19 protein-coding genes are annotated in these 18,935 nt (G+C 56.6%); 15 read left to right on the top strand and 4 right to left on the bottom strand.

All coding sequences use genetic code 11. The features are described from left to right. Nucleotides 1-40: 40 nt before the first annotated feature. Together recQ and rhtC are read left to right on the top strand one after the other, a co-directional pair. Complete coding sequence (recQ, locus tag SK47_RS00385; RefSeq protein ID WP_003860800.1) at nucleotides 41-1,870, top strand: ATP-dependent DNA helicase RecQ; 1,830 nt, start codon at nucleotides 41-43, stop codon at nucleotides 1,868-1,870. 61 nt (nucleotides 1,871-1,931) lie between these two features. Further along, nucleotides 1,932-2,552, top strand: coding sequence for a threonine export protein RhtC (rhtC, locus tag SK47_RS00380; RefSeq protein ID WP_023323988.1), 621 nt, complete (start codon nucleotides 1,932-1,934; stop codon nucleotides 2,550-2,552). Here rhtC and rhtB read toward each other — a convergent pair. Continuing rightward, a complete protein-coding gene (rhtB, locus tag SK47_RS00375; RefSeq protein WP_003860798.1) occupies nucleotides 2,549-3,169 on the bottom strand; it encodes a homoserine/homoserine lactone efflux protein in 621 nt (206 codons plus the stop codon). The genes rhtC and rhtB overlap by 4 nt on opposite strands. 111 nt (nucleotides 3,170-3,280) lie before the next feature. On the opposite strand from rhtB, the gene pldB reads away from it, so the two are divergent. The 3 genes from pldB to SK47_RS00360 all read left to right on the top strand — a co-directional run bounded on the left by pldB (nucleotide 3,281) and on the right by SK47_RS00360 (nucleotide 6,087). Next, nucleotides 3,281-4,273 (top strand): lysophospholipase L2, encoded by a 993-nt coding sequence (pldB, locus tag SK47_RS00370; protein WP_015570002.1) that lies wholly within the window; start codon nucleotides 3,281-3,283, stop codon nucleotides 4,271-4,273. 31 nt (nucleotides 4,274-4,304) lie between these two features. Next, nucleotides 4,305-5,105, top strand: a complete 801-nt coding sequence (gene yigL, locus SK47_RS00365) for a sugar/pyridoxal phosphate phosphatase YigL (protein ID WP_023299050.1) — start codon at nucleotides 4,305-4,307, stop codon at nucleotides 5,103-5,105. Nucleotides 5,106-5,187: 82 nt separating this feature from the next. Continuing rightward, nucleotides 5,188-6,087: a carboxylate/amino acid/amine transporter gene (locus tag SK47_RS00360; RefSeq protein WP_045342698.1), complete on the top strand. Its 900-nt coding sequence runs from the start codon at nucleotides 5,188-5,190 to the stop codon at nucleotides 6,085-6,087. Here the strand turns inward: SK47_RS00360 and metR are convergent. Then, on the bottom strand, nucleotides 5,975-6,928 hold the full coding sequence (gene metR / locus SK47_RS00355; protein WP_048243311.1) for an HTH-type transcriptional regulator MetR: 954 nt from the start codon (nucleotides 6,926-6,928) through the stop codon (nucleotides 5,975-5,977). The two genes, SK47_RS00360 and metR, sit on opposite strands and share 113 nt — an antisense overlap. 116 nt (nucleotides 6,929-7,044) lie before the next feature. On the opposite strand from metR, the gene metE reads away from it, so the two are divergent. Further along, nucleotides 7,045-9,306, top strand: a complete 2,262-nt coding sequence (gene metE / locus SK47_RS00350; protein ID WP_048243309.1) for a 5-methyltetrahydropteroyltriglutamate--homocysteine S-methyltransferase — start codon at nucleotides 7,045-7,047, stop codon at nucleotides 9,304-9,306. A gap of 47 nt (nucleotides 9,307-9,353) precedes the next feature. Here metE and SK47_RS00345 read toward each other — a convergent pair whose 3' ends face one another. After that, nucleotides 9,354-10,160 carry a dienelactone hydrolase family protein gene (locus SK47_RS00345; protein WP_048243306.1) on the bottom strand — a complete coding sequence of 269 codons (807 nt, stop codon included), beginning with the start codon at nucleotides 10,158-10,160 and terminating at the stop codon, nucleotides 9,354-9,356. Nucleotides 10,161-10,419: 259 nt separating this feature from the next. Here SK47_RS00345 and udp point away from each other — a divergent pair, with 259 nt between their 5' ends. From udp to tatD, 9 genes are all read left to right on the top strand, one after another. Further along, a complete protein-coding gene (gene udp, locus SK47_RS00340; RefSeq protein WP_003860792.1) occupies nucleotides 10,420-11,181 on the top strand; it encodes a uridine phosphorylase in 762 nt (253 codons plus the stop codon). A gap of 138 nt (nucleotides 11,182-11,319) precedes the next feature. Further along, complete coding sequence (gene rmuC, locus SK47_RS00335; RefSeq protein ID WP_048243304.1) at nucleotides 11,320-12,777, top strand: DNA recombination protein RmuC; 1,458 nt, start codon at nucleotides 11,320-11,322, stop codon at nucleotides 12,775-12,777. A gap of 66 nt (nucleotides 12,778-12,843) precedes the next feature. Further along, nucleotides 12,844-13,599, top strand: coding sequence for a bifunctional demethylmenaquinone methyltransferase/2-methoxy-6-polyprenyl-1,4-benzoquinol methylase UbiE (gene ubiE / locus SK47_RS00330; protein WP_003860790.1), 756 nt, complete (start codon nucleotides 12,844-12,846; stop codon nucleotides 13,597-13,599). A 13-nt stretch (nucleotides 13,600-13,612) separates the two neighbouring features. Next, nucleotides 13,613-14,218, top strand: coding sequence for a ubiquinone biosynthesis protein UbiJ (locus SK47_RS00325; protein ID WP_045342699.1), 606 nt, complete (start codon nucleotides 13,613-13,615; stop codon nucleotides 14,216-14,218). Beyond that, the gene (ubiB, locus tag SK47_RS00320; protein WP_022650180.1) at nucleotides 14,215-15,855 is read left to right on the top strand and encodes a ubiquinone biosynthesis regulatory protein kinase UbiB; all 1,641 of its coding nucleotides are present in this window, start codon (nucleotides 14,215-14,217) and stop codon (nucleotides 15,853-15,855) included. Before SK47_RS00325 ends, ubiB begins: the two co-directional genes overlap by 4 nt. A 76-nt stretch (nucleotides 15,856-15,931) precedes the next feature. Beyond that, nucleotides 15,932-16,186: a Sec-independent protein translocase subunit TatA gene (gene tatA, locus SK47_RS00315; RefSeq protein ID WP_003860787.1), complete on the top strand. Its 255-nt coding sequence runs from the start codon at nucleotides 15,932-15,934 to the stop codon at nucleotides 16,184-16,186. 3 nt (nucleotides 16,187-16,189) lie between these two features. Then, nucleotides 16,190-16,732, top strand: coding sequence for a Sec-independent protein translocase protein TatB (gene tatB / locus SK47_RS00310; protein WP_003860783.1), 543 nt, complete (start codon nucleotides 16,190-16,192; stop codon nucleotides 16,730-16,732). 2 nt (nucleotides 16,733-16,734) lie between these two features. Next, nucleotides 16,735-17,505: a Sec-independent protein translocase subunit TatC gene (gene tatC / locus SK47_RS00305; RefSeq protein WP_023315191.1), complete on the top strand. Its 771-nt coding sequence runs from the start codon at nucleotides 16,735-16,737 to the stop codon at nucleotides 17,503-17,505. A gap of 41 nt (nucleotides 17,506-17,546) precedes the next feature. Continuing rightward, complete coding sequence (tatD, locus tag SK47_RS00300; RefSeq protein ID WP_048243302.1) at nucleotides 17,547-18,329, top strand: 3'-5' ssDNA/RNA exonuclease TatD; 783 nt, start codon at nucleotides 17,547-17,549, stop codon at nucleotides 18,327-18,329. On the opposite strand, the gene rfaH is transcribed toward tatD, so the two are convergent. Further along, nucleotides 18,326-18,817, bottom strand: coding sequence for a transcription/translation regulatory transformer protein RfaH (gene rfaH / locus SK47_RS00295; protein ID WP_003860779.1), 492 nt, complete (start codon nucleotides 18,815-18,817; stop codon nucleotides 18,326-18,328). The two genes, tatD and rfaH, sit on opposite strands and share 4 nt — an antisense overlap. Between the last annotated feature and the right edge of the window lie 118 nt (nucleotides 18,818-18,935).

Below are 18,935 nucleotides of genomic sequence, written 5' to 3'. Positions count from 1 at the left end.
GAAAATAGCGCCTGTTTCATTTCTGGCATATGGGGTTAACGTGGCGCAGGCGGAAGTATTGAATCAGGAATCGCTGGCTAAACAGGTTTTGCATGAAACCTTTGGCTACCAGCAGTTCCGTCCTGGCCAGGAAACCATCATTGAAACCGTGCTGGAAGGCCGCGATTGCCTGGTGGTCATGCCGACCGGCGGCGGTAAATCGCTCTGCTATCAGGTGCCCGCGCTGGTGCTTAATGGCCTGACGGTTGTGGTATCACCCCTTATTTCCCTGATGAAAGACCAGGTCGACCAGCTGCTCGCCAACGGCGTGGCGGCGGCCTGTCTTAACTCAACGCAAACTCGCGAGCAGCAGCAAGAGGTGATGGCCGGGTGCCGCACCGGACAGGTTCGCCTGCTGTATATCGCGCCAGAGCGCCTGATGCTGGACAACTTCCTCGACCACCTGGCGCACTGGAACCCGGTGCTGCTGGCGGTGGATGAAGCGCACTGTATCTCCCAGTGGGGGCACGATTTCCGCCCGGAATACGCCGCCCTCGGCCAGCTTCGTCAGCGCTTCCCCGAGCTGCCGTTTATGGCGCTTACCGCCACGGCGGACGACACCACGCGTCAGGACATCGTTCGCCTGCTGGGACTGAACGACCCGTATATTCAGGTCAGCAGCTTCGACCGCCCGAACATCCGCTATATGCTGATGGAAAAGTTCAAGCCGCTGGATCAGCTCCTGCGCTACGTGCAGGAGCAGCGCGGCAAGTCCGGCATCATCTACTGCAACAGCCGCGCAAAGGTGGAAGACACCGCTGCGCGTCTGCAAAATCGCGGCTTTAGCGCGGCGGCATACCATGCCGGGTTAGAGAACCACATCCGCGCCGATGTGCAGGAAAAATTCCAGCGCGACGACCTGCAAATCGTGGTCGCAACGGTGGCGTTCGGGATGGGGATCAACAAGCCCAACGTGCGCTTTGTGGTGCATTTCGACATTCCGCGCAATATCGAATCCTACTATCAGGAAACCGGCCGCGCCGGGCGTGATGGTCTGCCTGCGGAAGCGATGCTGTTTTACGACCCGGCGGATATGGCGTGGCTGCGCCGCTGTCTGGAAGAGAAACCGCAGGGGCAGTTGCAGGATATCGAACGCCACAAGCTTAACGCGATGGGGGCCTTCGCCGAAGCGCAAACCTGCCGCCGTCTGGTGTTACTCAACTACTTTGGTGAAGGGCGTCAGGCGCCGTGCGGCAACTGCGATATCTGCCTCGACCCGCCGAAGCAGTACGATGGCCTGATGGACGCGCGCAAAGCGCTCTCGACTATCGGACGCGTGAACCAGCGCTTTGGGATGGGCTACGTCGTTGAAGTGCTGCGCGGGGCTAACAACCAGCGTATCCGCGATATGGGTCACGACAAGCTACCGGTTTACGGCATCGGGAAAGACCAGAGCCATGAGCACTGGGTGAGTATTATCCGCCAGTTGATCCACCTCGGCTTTGCCACGCAAAATATTGCCCAGCATTCTGCGCTTCAGCTGACCGAAGCGGCGCGACCTGTCCTGCGTGGCGAGGTTGAACTGAAGCTCGCCGTTCCGCGCGTCGTCGCCCTGAAGCCGCGCGTGATGCAAAAATCCTACGGCGGTAACTACGACCGCAAGCTGTTCGCCAAGCTGCGTAAGCTGCGTAAAGCTATTGCCGATGAAGAGAACATCCCGCCATACGTGGTGTTCAACGACGCGACGCTGATCGAGATGGCCGAGCAAATGCCGCTCAGCGCCAGCGAGATGCTCAGCGTCAACGGCGTCGGCACGCGCAAGCTGGAGCGCTTCGGTAAAGAGTTTATGGCGCTCATCCGTTCCCACGCTGATGGTGATGATGAGGAGTAGTCAGCCGGGCTAAAAAGTGCCAGGATGGTGACTCACTGTATTATTTCCCCGCGAGCTAATTATGTTAATGCTATTTCTCACCGTGGCGTTAGTGCACATCGTTGCGCTGATGAGCCCAGGCCCTGATTTTTTCTTCGTGTCGCAAACGGCCGTCAGCCGCTCCCGCAAAGAGGCGATGATGGGTGTGCTCGGTATTACCATGGGCGTCATGGTCTGGGCGGCGGTTGCGCTGCTCGGTCTGAACCTGATCCTGGCGAAAATGGCGTGGCTGCATAACATCATTATGGTTGGCGGCGGTCTGTACCTGTGCTGGATGGGCTACCAGATGCTGCGCGGGGCGCTGAAGAAAGAAGAGAACAAGCCGGAAGAGCCAAAGGTTGAGCTGGCAACGGGCGGCCGTAGCTTTGTGAAAGGGCTGCTGACCAACCTGGCGAACCCGAAAGCAATTATTTACTTCGGCTCGGTATTCTCGCTGTTTGTGGGGGATAACGTCGGCGCGGGCGCGCGCTGGGGGATCTTCCTGCTGATCGTTGTGGAAACGTTCGCCTGGTTTACCGTTGTGGCAAGCCTGTTTGCCTTACCGGCGATGCGTCGCGGCTACCAGCGCATCGCGAAGTGGATCGACGGCTTCGCCGGCGCGTTGTTCGCCGGCTTCGGCATTCATCTCATCATTTCTCGCTAAGCATGACGCGCTGACGCAAGCAGCGCGCCAACCAGCATAAACAGCGAACCAAAGACTTTGTTCAGGGCCTTCATCTGCTTAGGCCCTTTGATCCACGCCGCAATTCGCTGCGCCAGCGTCGCGTAACCAATCATCACAATGATATCGACAATAATGGTGGTTGCGCCCAGCACCACGTACTGCATCACCTGTGGCTGATGCGGCACGATAAACTGCGGGAACAGGGCGGCGAGGAACACGATGCTTTTCGGGTTGGTCAGGTTAACGAACACCGCGCGCTTAAACAGGTGGCCGCGTGTTTGCGTCCGGGAGAGCGTATGCAGATCAATCGAGCCAGCGGCGCGCCACTGCTGAATGCCCAGCCAGATAAGATACGCTGCGCCAGCCCATTTCAGCACCTCGAAGGCCAGCACCGAACGGGAGAACAGCGTGCCCAGACCAATCCCCACCAGCACAATATGAATGCCAAGCCCGGTCTGTAAACCGGCGATTGACGCCACCGCGCCGCGATAGCCGTGATTAATTGAGGTGGTCATGGTGTTGATTGCGCCCGAGCCAGGTGAAAGGCTGAGGATGATGGATGTCAGCAGGTAGGCGAACCACCACTCGAAGGTCATTTGAAACTCCCGGATCGTCTGTTTTTATGCCACAATACGCTATTGTTGAGTCATTTTGTGACCGGTGACGAAAAAAACGATATTCCCTGAATTACGGGGGGTGGAAACCCAATGTTTCAGCAGAAAAAGGACTGGGAAACACGAGAAAACGCATTTGCTGCTTTCTCCATGGGGCCGCTGACCGATTTCTGGCGCCAGCGTGAGGAAGATGAGTTTATGGGCGTCGGGGAAATCCCGGTACGCTTCGTTCGTTTCCGTGATGAAAAAAATGACCGGGTGATTGTGGTCTGCCCCGGGCGCATCGAAAGCTATATCAAATATGCCGAGCTGGCGTATGACCTGTTCCATCTGGGCTTTGATGTGTTAATTATCGACCATCGCGGGCAGGGGCTTTCCGGCCGGATGTTGCCGGATACCCATCGCGGCCACGTGGATAACTTCAGCGATTACGTCGACGATCTGGCCGCGTTCTGGCAGCAGGAAGTGCAGCCCGGGCCGTGGCGCAAGCGTTATATTCTTGCCCACTCCATGGGGGGCGCGATCTCGACGTTGTTTTTGCAGCGCCATAAGCACCAGTGCGACGCCATTGCGCTGACCGCGCCGATGTACGGCATTGTGATACGTTTTCCTGACTGGATGGTGCGCCATCTTCTCGACTGGGCTGAGGGCCATCAGCGCATTCGAGAAGGCTATGCCATCGGAACAGGACGCTGGCGGGCGTTACCGTTTGCCATCAACGTGTTAACCCACAGTCGGCAGCGTTATCGGCGCAACCTGCGTTTTTATGCCGATGAACCGCGTCTGCGGGTCGGCGGCCCCACCTGGCACTGGGTGCGGGAAGGTATTCATGCCGGTGAACAGGTGCTGGCAGGCGTAGGCGATGATGACACGCCGACGCTCCTGATCCAGGCGGAAGAAGAGCGTGTGGTGGATAACCGCATGCATGACCGCTATTGTGAACTTCGCGCCGCTGCGGGCCATCCCTGTGAAGGGGGTAAACCGCTGGTCATCAACGGTGCGTACCATGAGATCCTTTTTGAAAAGGACGCTATGCGCTCAGTCGCGCTCAACGCCATTGTTGAATTTTTCAACAGGCATAACTGATTATTGTTTTCCACCAGAGGTTGAAATCCCTATGTACCAGGTTGTTGCATCTGATTTAGATGGCACGCTGCTTTCCCCCGACCACACCCTGTCGCCTTATGCGAAAGAGACCCTAAAACTCCTGACTGCCCGTGGCGTGAACTTCGTGTTCGCCACCGGTCGCCACCACGTGGACGTGGGGCAGATCCGCGATAACCTGGAGATCAAGTCGTACATGATCACCTCTAACGGTGCGCGCGTACATGACACGGACGGCAACCTGATTTTTACCCATAATCTCGATCGTGACATCGCCACTGATTTGTTCGGCATTGTGCATAACAACCCGGATATCGTGACTAACGTTTACCGCGACGACGAGTGGTTTATGAACCGTCATCGCCCGGACGAAATGCGTTTCTTCAAGGAAGCCGTCTTCAACTACTCCCTGTATGAGCCGGGTTTGCTGGATCCTGAAGGGATCAGCAAGGTGTTCTTTACCTGCGAAAGTCACGAAGCGCTGCTTCCGCTGGAGCAGGCGATCAACGCCCGCTGGGGCGACCGCGTGAACGTGAGCTTCTCCACGCTGACCTGTCTGGAAGTGATGGCGGGCGGGGTGTCCAAAGGTCACGCGCTGGAAGCGGTCGCGAAGCGTCTGGGCTTTGATCTGAAAGACTGTATCGCCTTTGGCGATGGCATGAACGATGCCGAGATGCTCTCCATGGCGGGTAAAGGCTGCATCATGCAGAACGCGCATCAGCGCCTGAAAGATCTGCACCCGGAGCTGGAAGTGATTGGCACGAACGCAGACAACGCGGTACCTAAGTATTTGCGCAAACTGTTCCTTGAATAATCTTCATTTGATTTTTTATTGTTCAGATGTCAACTAAAGAGTTCGCTACAATGCCTCTCCTTCTTTCTGAGAGACAAGCATTGTGGCGCTACTCATTATCACGACTATCCTGTGGGCCTTCTCCTTTAGTCTGATTGGCGAATACCTTGCCGGATCGGTCGACAGCTACTTTTCGGTGCTGATGCGCGTGGGGCTGGCGGCGCTGGTGTTCCTGCCGTTCCTGCGTACCCGCGGGCAATCGCTAAAAACTATTCTGCTGTACATGCTGGTAGGCGCGATGCAGCTCGGCATCATGTACCTGTTCAGCTTCCGGGCCTACGTTTACCTGTCCGTCTCGGAATTTCTGCTCTTCACCGTGCTGACGCCGCTCTACATCACGCTGATTTATGACCTGCTCAGCAGGCGCCGCCTGCGCTGGGGATATCTGCTGAGCGCTGCGCTGGCAGTCATTGGCGCGGCGATTATTCGCTATGACAAGGTAAGCGATCACTTCTGGACCGGGCTGATGTTCGTCCAGCTCGCTAATATCAGCTTTGCCATCGGGATGGTGGGTTACAAACGCCTGATGGAGACCCGCCCGATGCCGCAGCATAACGCGTTTGCGTGGTTCTATATGGGCGCGGCGATTGTCGCGATTGCGGCATGGTTTATGCTCGGCAATCCGCAAAAGCTGCCGACAACCTCCGTGCAGTGGAGCGTTCTGGTCTGGCTGGGCGTGGTGGCGTCGGGGCTGGGCTATTTTATGTGGAACTACGGCGCTACGCAGGTAGACGCCGGAACGCTGGGGATCATGAACAACGTGCACGTGCCGGCGGGGCTACTGGTGAACCTCGCCATCTGGCAGGAGCAGCCGCACTGGCCGAGTTTCCTTATTGGGGGAACGGTGATATTGGCTTCGCTGTGGGTACATCGCCGCTGGGTCGCTCCGCGCTCCGCACAAACGGAAGATGGTCGCACGCGTGGTTCCGCGCTGAGCGAATAAACGCTTCCGTAATTGGCTGACGTTGCTCGCCATCGCGCACGGCGGCGTACAGCCGGCTCCACAGTCCTTCACCCAGGGTTTTGGTAACCACCAGACCCTGGCGTTCAACCGTCTCGACCACCCAGTGCGGCAGCGCCGCAATCCCCATTCTGGCCGCCACCATCTGAATTAACAGCAGCGTGTTATCCACGCTTTTCAGCTGTGGGCTGATGCCCGCGGGTTGCAGGAAATGGCGCCAGATATCCAGACGACTGCGCTGTACCGGGTAAATCAGCAGCGTCTCCGTTGCCAGATCTTCCGGCGTGATACGCGTTTTGGCGGCCAGCGGATGGTCCGGGGCCAGCACCAGACGCACCTCAAAATCAAACATTGGCGAATAGTGCAGACCGCTGCGTGGCAGAATATCTGAGGTCATCACCAGATCCAGCTCACCCTGCTGAAGCGACGGCTGCGGATCAAACGTGACGCCGGATTTGAAGTCCATCTCCACCTGCGGCCACTTCTGGCGGAAGTTCTCAAGCGCGGGGGTCAGCCACTGAATACAGCTGTGACACTCAATGGCGATGCGCAGGGTGGTCTGCTGCGGCTCGTTGCAGGACTGCAACGCGCTGGCAATCTGCGGCAGCACCTGGTTCGCCAGCTGAAGCAAAATTTCGCCCTGCGGCGTAAAGCGCAAAGGCTGGCTCTTACGCACAAAAAGACGAAAGCCGAGGCGTTGTTCCAGATCGCTGAACTGGTGAGAAAGGGCAGACTGAGTCTGGTGCAGCGTGGCCGCTGCCGCCGCAAGAGAACCGCAGTTCCGCAACGCTTGTAGCGTTTTCAGGTGTTTAATCTCGATCATGAAAGTCCTTCACTTCGGCTTGAACATTTTGCGCTTGAGGAATATACAGTACCTGCCAATTATAGAAGTGTAAACATCTGGACGTCTAAATAACGAATTTCTACAAGGGGTATGCCATGACAATCCGCACTCACACTCTCGGTTTCCCTCGCGTTGGTCTGCGTCGCGAGCTGAAAAAAGCGCAAGAAAGCTACTGGGCGGGTAACGCCACCCGCGAAGAACTGCTGGCGGTGGGACGCGAGCTGCGCGCGCGTCACTGGGATCAGCAAAAACAGGCGGGCGTAGACCTGCTGCCGGTGGGCGATTTCGCCTGGTACGACCATGTTCTGACCACCAGCCTGCTGCTTGGCAACGTGCCGGCTCGTCATCAGAACAACGATGGATCGGTGGATATCGATACCCTGTTCCGCATCGGCCGTGGCCGCGCGCCAACGGGTGAGCCAGCGGCAGCGGCGGAAATGACCAAGTGGTTTAACACTAACTATCACTATATGGTGCCGGAGTTCGTTAAGGGCCAGCAGTTCAAACTGACCTGGACCCAGCTTCTGGATGAAGTGGACGAAGCGCTGGCGCTGGGTCACCAGGTGAAACCCGTGCTGCTGGGGCCGGTCACCTACCTGTGGCTGGGCAAAGTGAAAGGTGAGCAGTTCGACCGCCTCAGCCTGCTGAACGATATTCTGCCGGTTTATAAGCAGGTGCTGATTGAGCTGGGTAAGCGCGGTATTCAGTGGGTGCAAATCGATGAACCGGCGCTGGTGCTTGAGCTGCCGCAGGCGTGGCTGGATGCCTTCAAACCGGCGTATGACGCGCTCACGGGCCAGGTGAAGCTGCTGCTGACCACCTATTTCGAGGGCGTAACGCCTAACCTCGACACCATTACTGCGCTGCCGGTTCAGGGTCTGCACGTTGATCTCGTTCACGGCAAAGACGATGTGGCAGAGTTGCACAAGCGTCTGCCTGCGGAGTGGCTGCTCTCTGCCGGTCTGGTGAATGGTCGTAACGTCTGGCGTGCCGATCTCACCGAGAAATATGCACAAATTAAGGACATTGTCGGTAAACGTGAATTGTGGATAGCCTCTTCCTGTTCCCTGCTGCACAGCCCGATCGACCTGAGCGTGGAGACCCGACTCGACCCTGAGGTGAAAAGCTGGTTTGCCTTTGCCCTGCAAAAGTGTGAGGAGCTGGCTCTGCTGCGCGACGCGTTGAACAGCGGCGACACGGCTGCGATTACCCACTGGAGCGCTCCGATCCAGGCGCGCCGTCACTCGACGCGCGTGCATAACCCGGCGGTGGAAAAACGTCTGGCGGCCATCACTGCCCGGGACAGCCAGCGCCAGAGCCCGTATGAAGTGCGCGCCGAAGCCCAGCGTGCGCGCTTTAACCTGCCCGCGTGGCCGACCACAACCATCGGCTCCTTCCCGCAGACTACCGAGATCCGCGGCCTGCGCCTGGACTTCAAAAAGGGCAATCTGGATGCGAATCACTACCGCACCGGCATTGCGGAACACATCAAACAGGCGATCGTCGAGCAGGAACGTCTGGGTCTGGACGTGCTGGTGCACGGAGAGGCCGAGCGTAACGATATGGTGGAATACTTCGGTGAACACCTGGACGGCTTTGTCTTTACCCAGAACGGCTGGGTCCAGAGCTACGGTTCCCGCTGCGTGAAGCCGCCGGTGGTGATCGGTGACGTCAGCCGCCCGGAAGCGATCACCGTGGAGTGGGCGAAGTATGCCCAGTCTCTGACCGACAAACCGGTAAAAGGCATGCTGACGGGGCCGGTGACCATTCTCTGCTGGTCGTTCCCGCGTGAAGATGTTTCCCGGGAAACCATCGCCAAACAGATCGCCCTGGCGCTGCGTGATGAAGTGGCGGATCTGGAAGCGGCGGGGATTGGCATCATTCAGATCGACGAACCGGCGCTGCGTGAAGGGTTGCCGCTGCGTCGCAGCGACTGGGATGCTTACTTACAGTGGGGCGTGGAGGCTTTCCGCCTCAACGCGGCCGTCGCGAAGGACGACACGCAGATCCACACCCACATGTGTTACTGCGAATTTAACGACATCATGGACTCCATTGCCGCGCTCGACGCCGATGTGATCACCATCGAGACCTCGCGTTCAGACATGGAGCTGCTGGAGTCGTTCGAAGAGTTCGACTACCCGAACGAAATCGGGCCGGGCGTGTATGACATTCACTCCCCTAACGTGCCAAGCGTGGAGTGGATTGAATCGCTGCTGCAAAAAGCGGCCCAGCGCATCCCGGCGGAACGTCTGTGGGTAAACCCGGACTGCGGCCTGAAAACTCGCGGCTGGCCTGAAACCCGCGCGGCGCTGGCGAACATGGTGCAGGCGGCGCAGAATTTGCGTCAGGCGTAGTGGGGCTGGATTGCCCGGTTGGCGTAGCCGCCACCGGGCTTTTGGTATTACGCTTTCTTCCCGCCGTACTGGCTGAACCACGCCAGCATTCTCTGCCAGCCATCTTTCGCGGATTCCGCGTGATAGCTCGGACGATAATCGGCATTAAACGCGTGTCCCGCATCCGGGTACACCACGATTTCGGCCTTCGCGTTTGCCGCCCGCAGCGCGTGGCGCATGGTCTCGACGGTATCAAGCGGAATGCCGGTATCCTGACCGCCATACAGCCCTAGCACCGGGGCATTTAAATCGGTGGCGATATCAACCGGATGTTTCGGCGAGTTCAGCGTCTTTTCGCCCACCAGTTTGCCGTACCAGGCCACGGCCGCTTTCAACTGCGGATTGTGCGCGGCATACAGCCAGCTAATGCGTCCACCCCAACAGAAGCCGGTCACCATCAGACGGTGCGGGTCGCCACCGTTGCGCGCCGCCCAACTGGCAACGTGGTCGAGATCGGCCAGTACCTGCGCGTCCGGCACTTTGCTGACCAGGTTGCTGAACAGCGTCGGGATGTCGCTGTAATCATTCGGATCGCCCTGACGGAAATAGAGTTCCGGCGCAACGGCCAGGTAACCTTCCAGCGCCAGACGGCGGCAGAGGTCGCGAATATGTTCATGAACGCCAAATATTTCCTGCACCACGATCACGATGGGCAGCGGGCCATCGGCAGATTTTGGCCGCGCGTGGTACGCTGGCATGTTCTCTCCCTGGGAGGGAATGGAGGTCTCGCCTGCGGTAATGGCTTCTTCAGGGGGTGAGACGATGGTTGAAGCGTGCGGGGCCGCAGCAGGTGCAAAACCGGTTTTTTCAGTCATGGCATTCTCCGTACCAATGAATGGATTAGCGCAAAGATAAATATAGACACCAGGTTAACAACCCACAGTGCCTTATAGCGTCTATCTTTTGTGCAGCACCCGGCGATATAACTTGTTAATGTGATGTGAATCACTATTTTATGGAAATTAACTGCAATCATTTTCATTCATGGTGAGGTGCGTCACGAAATAATGCACATTGCTTCTGTAAAGTACCGTTTTACTTCTTCTGACAAACCGACCCACAGAGGAGTCACCTATGTCTAAGTCTGATGTTTTTCATCTCGGCCTCACTAAAAACGATTTACAAGGGGCTACGCTTGCTATCGTCCCTGGCGATCCAGAGCGTGTGGAAAAGATCGCCGCGCTGATGGATAAGCCGGTTAAGCTGGCAGCGCATCGCGAATTCACCACCTGGCGCGCAGAGCTGGACGGTAAAGCGGTGATCGTGTGCTCTACCGGTATTGGTGGCCCGTCTACCTCTATCGCCGTTGAAGAGCTGGCGCAGCTGGGCATTCGTACTTTCCTGCGCATCGGCACCACAGGCGCCATTCAGCCGCACATCAACGTGGGCGACGTGCTGGTTACCACCGCATCCGTGCGGCTGGACGGGGCAAGCCTGCACTTTGCTCCGATGGAATTCCCGGCAGTGGCCGATTTCGAATGCACCACCGCGCTGGTTGAAGCCGCGAAATCCGTGGGCGCCACCACCCACGTGGGCGTAACTGCCTCTTCCGATACCTTCTACCCGGGCCAGGAGCGTTACGACACCTTCTCTGGTCGCGTGGTGAGCCGTTTCAAAGGCTCCATGGAAGAGTGGCAGTCGATGGGCGTCATGAACTACGAAATGGAATCTGCGACGCTGCTGACCATGTGCGCGAGCCAGGGTCTGCGTGCCGGTATGGTGGCGGGCGTTATCGTCAACCGTACCCAACAGGAGATCCCGAACGCTGAAACCATGAAGCAGACTGAAAGCCATGCGGTGAAAATCGTGGTTGAAGCGGCGCGCCGCCTGATCTAATTCTCTCTTCAGTGCTAAAAGGCCGACATGCTCGGCCTTTTCTTTTGCGTAACGCCTCGCAGGAAAACCCTTTCAAACTGGACGTTCATACAGCACAATTCTATTTTGTGCGGGTTAGACGTGGATGCAGGGGGCATTGTGGATATCTCAATCCTGGTTTATGCGGTAGTTGCGCTGGTGAGCGTGGGGATTGGCTGGCTCATTTGCGGCTACCAACATGCTCAGCAGAAAGCCGATCAGCTGGCAGAGCGCGAAGAGATCGTCGCCGAACTCAGCGCGACGAAACAACAGCTTGCGCTGAGTGACCACTGGCGCGATGAGTGTGAACTGCTCAATAACGAACTGCGCAATCTGCGCGACATTAACACCTCGCTGGAGGCCGATCTCCGGGAAGTGACCACCCGCCTTGAGTCCACCCAACTGCACGCCGAAGACAAAATCCGTCAGATGATCAACAGCGAGCAGCGTCTTAGCGAGCAGTTTGAGAACCTCGCGAACCGCATTTTTGAGCACAGCAATCGCCGCGTGGATGAGCAGAACCGTCAGAGCCTGAACAGCCTGCTGACGCCCCTGCGTGAGCAGTTGGACGGCTTTCGACGTCAGGTACAGGACAGCTTTGGTCAGGAGGCCCGCGAGCGCCACACGCTGGCGCATGAAATTCGTAATCTCCAGCAGCTGAATGCGCAGATGGCGCAGGAGGCGGTTAACCTGACGCGCGCACTGAAAGGTGATAACAAAGCGCAGGGAAACTGGGGCGAAGTGGTCATGACGCGCGTGCTGGAGGCCTCTGGCCTGCGCGAAGGATACGAATACGAAACGCAGGTCAGCATTGAAAACGATGCGCGCTCGCGGATGCAGCCGGATGTCATTGTTCGTCTGCCACAGGGCAAAGATGTGGTTATCGACGCCAAAATGACGCTGGTGGCCTATGAGCGCTACTTCAACGCGGAAGATGACTACACCCGCGAAACAGCGTCGCAGGAGCACATCGCCTCCGTGCGTAACCATATCCGTCTGCTGGGCAGAAAAGATTATCAGCAGTTGCCGGGGCTGCGATCGCTGGATTATGTGCTGATGTTCATTCCGGTTGAGCCAGCCTTCCTGCTGGCGCTCGACAGACAGCCCGAACTGATCACCGAAGCGCTGAAAAATAACATTATGCTGGTCAGCCCCACCACGCTACTGGTGGCGTTACGTACCATTGCCAACCTGTGGCGCTATGAGCACCAAAGCCGTAACGCGCAGCAGATTGCCGATCGCGCCAGCAAGCTGTACGACAAAATGCGGCTGTTTGTGGACGATATGTCCTCGGTGGGGCAAAGCCTGGATCGCGCGCAGGATAACTACCGCCAGGCGATGAAAAAACTCTCCTCCGGGCGTGGCAATTTGCTGGCGCAGGCGGAGGCGTTTCGCAGCCTGGGGGTGGAAGTTAAACGCGAGATTAATCCGGAACTGGTGGAGCAGGCTACCGCTCAGGACGAAGAGTTTCGTCTGCGTGAAGGCGACGGTGAGCAAAATAGCCGCAATGAAGACAACGGTTTAGCGGCGAGTTTATCCCCCGAAGCGCAGCCGGCACGTTTCTTTCACGGTGGTTGAAACGTAGGGCAAATGCGCCCAATCTGTTACACTTCACGAACATTTGACTGATTAGCAGGCTCTGAGATGGTTGACGATTCACAAGACACAACGCACTTTGGCTTTCAGACTGTCGCCAAAGCGCAGAAAGCTGACATGGTGGCCCACGTATTTCATTCCGTGGCGGCGAAGTACGATGTGATGAATGATTTGATGTCATTCGGCATTCATCGCTTGTGGAAGCGCTTCACTATTGATTGCAGCGGCGTGCGCCGTGGACAAACGGTGCTGGATTTAGCCGGAGGCACAGGGGATCTGACCGCTAAATTCTCCCGTCTGGTTGGCGAAACCGGCCGCGTGGTGCTGGCGGATATCAACGACTCCATGCTGAAAATGGGACGCGAAAAGCTGCGTAACATCGGCGTGGTAGGCAACGTTGAATATGTTCAGGCCAACGCCGAAGCGCTGCCGTTCCCGGATAATACGTTCGACTGCATCACCATCTCTTTCGGTCTGCGTAACGTGACCGATAAAGATAAAGCGCTGCGCTCCATGTACCGCGTGCTGAAGCCGGGCGGCCGACTGCTGGTTCTCGAGTTTTCTAAACCGATTATCGACCCGCTGAGCAAAGCTTACGATGCCTATTCCTTCCACGTTTTGCCGCGCATCGGCGAGCTGGTGGCAAACGATGCAGAAAGTTACCGTTATCTGGCCGAATCCATCCGAATGCACCCGGATCAGGACACGCTGAAAGCGATGATGCAGGATGCCGAGTTTGAAAACGTGGAATACTTCAATATGACGGCGGGTGTCGTCGCGCTGCATCGTGGTTACAAGTTCTGAGTGGAGGTTTCCCGTGCCCATTAAACCCTTAGTCACCGCAGGCATCGAGAATGTACTGAATGCCTTTCTGTATCGCGCTCCGGCGCTGAAAACCGCACGTCAGCGGCTTAACGGAAAGGTGCTGCGCATCGTGTTAAAGGAGTTCTCGACGCCGCTTGTGCTGGTCTTCAGCGAACGCCGGCTTGACGTTCTGGGGGAGTGGGAAGGCGAAGCTGATTGCTCGGTAATTACGCACATGAGCGTCTTACCAAAACTGCGTGACCGTCAGCAGATGACGGCGCTTATTCGCAGCGGTGAGCTGGAGGTCGAAGGCGATATTCAGGTGGTACAGAACTTCGTTGCACTCAGCGATCAGGCTGAATTCGACCCGGCGGAACTGCTGGCGCCCTATATCGGCGACATCGCGGCTGAAGGGATAAGCAAAACGCTGCGCACGGGTTCCGCTTTCCTGCGTAAAGGTCTGCTCCGTCAACAGCGCTATGCTGCCGAGGTGCTGACCGAAGAGTGGCGTATGGCGCCGGGGCCTTTAGAAGTCGCCTGGTTTGCAGAAGAGACCGCGGCAGTTGAGCGCGCAGTTGATGCGTTAACCAAACGGCTGGAAAAACTGGAGGGCAAATGACGCCTGGTGAAATTCGGCGCCTCTATTTTATCGTTCGCACCTTTTTGAGCTACGGGCTCGACGAGCTTATCCCCAGAATGCGTATCACCCTGCCGCTTCGGCTTTGGCGTCGCACGCTGTTCTGGATGCCGAATCGCCATAAGGATCAGGAGCTGGGCGCACGCCTGCGTCTTGCGTTGCAGGAGCTGGGACCGGTCTGGATCAAGTTTGGGCAGATGCTCTCAACACGTCGCGACCTTTTTCCACCGCAGATTGCCGATCAGCTCGCACTATTGCAGGATCGCGTCGCTCCGTTTGACGGAGAGAGAGCGAAGAAACAAATCGAAGAAGCGATGGGCAATATCCCTATCGAGACCTGGTTTGATGATTTCGATATTCAGCCTCTGGCCTCTGCCTCTATTGCGCAGGTTCATACTGCGCGCCTGAAGGAAAATGGCAAAGAGGTGGTCATTAAAGTGATTCGTCCGGATATCCTGCCGGTTATCAAAGCAGACATGAAGCTGATTTATCGCCTGGCTCGCTGGGTGCCGCGTCTGTTGCCGGATGGCCGCCGTCTGCGTCCGCTGGAAGTGGTACGGGAATACGAAAAAACGCTGATTGATGAGCTTAACCTGCTGCGTGAATCGGCGAACGCCATTCAGCTGCGTCGAAACTTTGAAGACAGCCCGATGCTGTATGTTCCTGAAGTCTATTCTGACTATTGCAGTCAGAACATGATGGTGATGGAACGTATCTACGGTATTCCGGTCTCGGACGTGACGGCGCTGGAAAAACAGGGCACCAACATGAAGTTGCTGGCCGAACGTGGCGTGCAGGTCTTCTTTACTCAGGTTTTCCGCGACAGCTTCTTCCATGCTGACATGCATCCGGGCAACATTTTTGTCAGCTATGAGCACCCGGAAGATCCTAAATACATCGGCATCGACTGCGGTATTGTCGGCTCGCTGAATAAAGAGGATAAGCGTTATCTCGCCGAGAACTTTATCGCTTTCTTCAATCGCGACTACCGTAAGGTGGCCGAGCTGCACGTGGATTCAGGCTGGGTTCCGCCAGATACCAACGTGGAAGAGTTTGAATTTGCGATCCGCACCGTCTGTGAGCCGATTTTTGAAAAGCCGCTCTCGGAGATCTCTTTCGGACACGTCCTGCTCAACCTGTTCAACACCGCACGCCGTTTCAATATGGAAGTGCAGCCACAATTAGTTTTACTTCAGAAAACATTACTTTACGTTGAGGGCGTAGGCCGCCAGCTCTATCCTCAGTTAGACTTGTGGAAAACCGCGAAACCGTTCCTCGAATCCTGGATTAAGGATCAGGTCGGTATTCCAGCCCTGGTTCGCTCGCTTAAAGAGAAAGGCCCGTTCTGGATTGAAAAAATGCCTGAAATTCCTGAACTGGTTTACGACAGTTTGCGTCAGAGCAAGAACCTTCAGCACAGCATGGATAAAATCGCGCACGAGCTTCAATCCAGTCGCGTGCGTCAGGGGCAGTCCCGCTATCTCTTCGGAATTGGCGCGACGCTGCTGATAAGCGGCACGTTGCTGTTGATCAATCGTCCGGACTGGGAAATGATGCCAGCCTGGATTATGGCTGCCGGTGTGGTTGTCTGGCTTGCTGGCTGGCGAAAAACGCGCTGAATTAGCGTCGCTATCGAGAGATTGCATACGTATAATGCGATCTGACTAATTAATCATCTATCACTGGGGAACACGCATGGGTGGTATCAGTATCTGGCAGTTAGTGATCATTGCCGTCATCGTTGTGCTGCTGTTTGGCACGAAAAAACTCGGATCGATTGGTTCCGACCTGGGCGCGTCAATCAAAGGCTTCAAGAAAGCCATGAGCGATGATGAGAATAAGCAGGAAAAAACCAGTCAGGATGCTGATTTTACCGCTAAATCCATCGCCGATAAGCAGGACGAAGCCAAAAAGGAAGAGGCTAAACGTCACGATAAAGAGCAGGTGTAATTCGTGTTCGACATTGGTTTTGGTGAGTTACTGCTGGTCTTTGTGATTGGTCTGATTGTGTTGGGGCCGCAGCGTTTACCCGTTGCGGTGAAAACCGTCGTGGGCTGGGTGCGGGCACTTCGCTCGCTGGCAACTACCGTGCAGAACGAGCTGGCACAGGAGCTGAAGCTTCAGGAATTTCAGGACAGCCTGAAAAAGGTTGAAAAGGCGAGCATGGATAACCTGACGCCGGAGCTGAAAGCATCAATGGATGAGTTACGCGAAGCGGCTGAATCCATGAAGCGCTCATACAGCATTAACGATCCTGAGAAGGCGAGCGATGAAGCAAACACCATCCATAATCCGGTGGTGAAGGGCAGCGAAGAGCAGCGCGAGGGTGTGACGCCTTCCAGCGCGGAGCATCAGGCCGCTTCGCCAGAGCAATCGCCGCAGGAGCCCGAAGTGAAAAAGCAGGTGCCGCCGGAAGAGCCCGTGGTCAAAACGGCTGAGGTAAAACCCGCCGCGCCTGTTTCCGAATCATCCCCCTCGTCGAGTGATAAAGCGTAAACATGGCAGTAGATGATACTCAACCGCTGATTGCGCACCTCATTGAGCTGCGTAAGCGCCTGTTAAACTGCATTATTGCGGTTTTCCTCATTTTTTTATGTCTGGTCTATTTCGCCAACGATATCTATCAGGTGGTTTCCGCGCCGCTGATTAAACAGATGCCGCTGGGCGCGACGATGATTGCAACGGACGTTGCTTCACCGTTCTTTACCCCTATCAAGCTGACCTTCTGGGTATCGTTGATTGCATCTGCACCGGTCATTTTGTATCAGGTCTGGGCATTTGTGGCGCCCGCGCTGTACAGGCATGAACGCAAGCTGGTTATTCCGCTGCTGGTGTCCAGTTCGCTGCTGTTTTACATCGGCATGGCGTTCGCCTACTTCGTTGTCTTCCCGCTGGCCTTCGGCTTCCTGACGCATACCGCGCCGGAAGGGGTGCAGGTGTCGACGGACATCGCCAGCTACCTCAGCTTCGTCATGGCGCTGTTTATGGCCTTTGGTGTCGCCTTCGAGGTGCCCGTAGCGATTGTCCTGCTCTGCTGGGTAGGGGTGACCACGCCTGACGATCTGCGTAAGAAGCGCCCGTACATCCTTGTGGGGGCATTTGTTGTAGGTATGCTGTTAACGCCACCGGACGTCTTCTCGCAAACCTTACTGGCGATACCGATGTACTGCCTGTTTGAAGTCGGCGTATTCTTCGCTCGTTTCTACGTCGGAAAGGGGCGTACCCGGGACGAAGAAGACGAGCCGTCTGAAGAGACCACGAAAGAATAAAACCAACCGCCCGTCAGGGCGGTTGTCATATGGGGATACGTATGTTTGATATCGGGCTTAACCTCACTAGCTCCCAGTTTGCGAAAGACCACGATGAGGTGGTGGCGCGCGCCTTTGCCGCCGGCGTGGGTGGGCTGCTACTGACGGGAACGAATCTGCATGAGAGTGAGCAGGCACGGCAGATGGCGCAACGCTATCAACACTGCTGGTCCACCGCAGGCGTGCATCCTCATGACAGCAGCCAGTGGACGCATGAAAGCGCTGAGGCGCTTCATCGTCTGGCACAAACGCCAGAAGTGGTTGCCATTGGCGAATGCGGGCTTGATTTCAACCGTAACTTCTCGACGCCTGAAGAGCAGGAGAAGGCATTTACCGCCCAGCTTGCGCTGGCAGCAGAGCTGGAGATGCCGGTGTTTATGCACTGTCGCGATGCGCATGAACGTTTTCTGGCGCTGCTGGAACCCTGGCTGGAGAAGCTGCCCGGTGCGGTGTTGCACTGCTTTACGGGCTCCCGTCAGGAAGCGCTGGATTGCCTGAACCGCGGGCTTTATTTGGGTATCACGGGCTGGGTCTGCGATGAGCGTCGTGGGCTGGAACTGCGTGAGCTGTTACCCGTTATCCCGGCCGATCGTTTGCTGCTGGAAACGGATGCGCCGTATCTGTTGCCCCGTGATATGCAGCCCAAACCGCCATCACGACGTAATGAACCGGCCTACCTGGGGCATATTGCTGAGCGAGTGGCGCACTGGCGGGGAGAAGATGCGCAGTGGCTGGCAGCACAAACCGATGATAACGTGCGTCGTCTGTTCGGCGTGCAGTTCTAAACTTTGCGGAAATCGGTGTTTTTCACGCTCTGCAACACCTCTTTGTTCAGCAGGTTGAGCAGCAGCATGGAGCGCGCTTCACCGTCCGGCTCAGCGAAGATGGCCTGTAAGCCTTCAAAGGCGCCTTCGGTGATCACCACGCTGTCGCCAGCATAAGGGGTTTCCGGATCGGTAATATCTTCAGGCTGCTGGTAGACAGAAAGCTGATGAATAACCGATGACGGTACTCTTGCCGGATGGGCGCCAAAACGCACAAAATGGCTGACGCCGCGCGTGGCACTGATCGTCGTGGTGTGGATCACTTCGGGGTCGAATTCGACGAACAGGTAATTCGGGAACAGAGGCTCACTGACGGTCGTGCGTCTTCCACGCTGCATTTTTTCAAGCGTGATCACGGGTGTCAGGCAGTTAACAGACTGACGTTCAAGATGTTCCTGCGCGCGCTGAAGTTGCCCGCGTTTGCAATACAGTAAATACCAGGCCTGCATAATCACTCTTCCCATTGTTCGGGGCGCAAGCATACCAAAACCCTGGCGGGATCGCTAAGGTGATTATAATGGCGAAAAAGAGAGTAAGTCGTGGAAGTTCACGCTAATTTAACAAAAT

The organism is Enterobacter sp. BWH52, from assembly GCF_001037565.1.
In the GTDB taxonomy this organism is placed as follows: Bacteria; Pseudomonadota; Gammaproteobacteria; order Enterobacterales; family Enterobacteriaceae; genus Enterobacter; species Enterobacter hormaechei_C.
Note: the sequence above shows the minus strand (reverse complement) of the source record. Positions and strands in the feature narration are given on the sequence as shown.

Bases quoted from the DNA above. Each gene is read 5' to 3' on its own strand.
- ubiB (WP_022650180.1), top strand. From the start codon at position 14,215: ATGACGCCTGGTGAAATTCGGCGCCTCTATTTTATCGTTCGCACCTTT.
- metE (WP_048243309.1), top strand. From the start codon at position 7,045: ATGACAATCCGCACTCACACTCTCGGTTTCCCTCGCGTTGGTCTGCGT.
- SK47_RS00345 (WP_048243306.1), bottom strand. From the start codon at position 10,160: ATGACTGAAAAAACCGGTTTTGCACCTGCTGCGGCCCCGCACGCTTCA.
- tatA (WP_003860787.1), top strand. From the start codon at position 15,932: ATGGGTGGTATCAGTATCTGGCAGTTAGTGATCATTGCCGTCATCGTT.
- rhtC (WP_023323988.1), top strand. From the start codon at position 1,932: ATGTTAATGCTATTTCTCACCGTGGCGTTAGTGCACATCGTTGCGCTG.
- metR (WP_048243311.1), bottom strand. From the start codon at position 6,928: ATGATCGAGATTAAACACCTGAAAACGCTACAAGCGTTGCGGAACTGC.
- pldB (WP_015570002.1), top strand. From the start codon at position 3,281: ATGTTTCAGCAGAAAAAGGACTGGGAAACACGAGAAAACGCATTTGCT.
- tatD (WP_048243302.1), top strand. From the start codon at position 17,547: ATGTTTGATATCGGGCTTAACCTCACTAGCTCCCAGTTTGCGAAAGAC.
- udp (WP_003860792.1), top strand. From the start codon at position 10,420: ATGTCTAAGTCTGATGTTTTTCATCTCGGCCTCACTAAAAACGATTTA.
- yigL (WP_023299050.1), top strand. From the start codon at position 4,305: ATGTACCAGGTTGTTGCATCTGATTTAGATGGCACGCTGCTTTCCCCC.
- rfaH (WP_003860779.1), bottom strand. From the start codon at position 18,817: ATGCAGGCCTGGTATTTACTGTATTGCAAACGCGGGCAACTTCAGCGC.
- rhtB (WP_003860798.1), bottom strand. From the start codon at position 3,169: ATGACCTTCGAGTGGTGGTTCGCCTACCTGCTGACATCCATCATCCTC.
- ubiE (WP_003860790.1), top strand. From the start codon at position 12,844: ATGGTTGACGATTCACAAGACACAACGCACTTTGGCTTTCAGACTGTC.
- tatC (WP_023315191.1), top strand. From the start codon at position 16,735: ATGGCAGTAGATGATACTCAACCGCTGATTGCGCACCTCATTGAGCTG.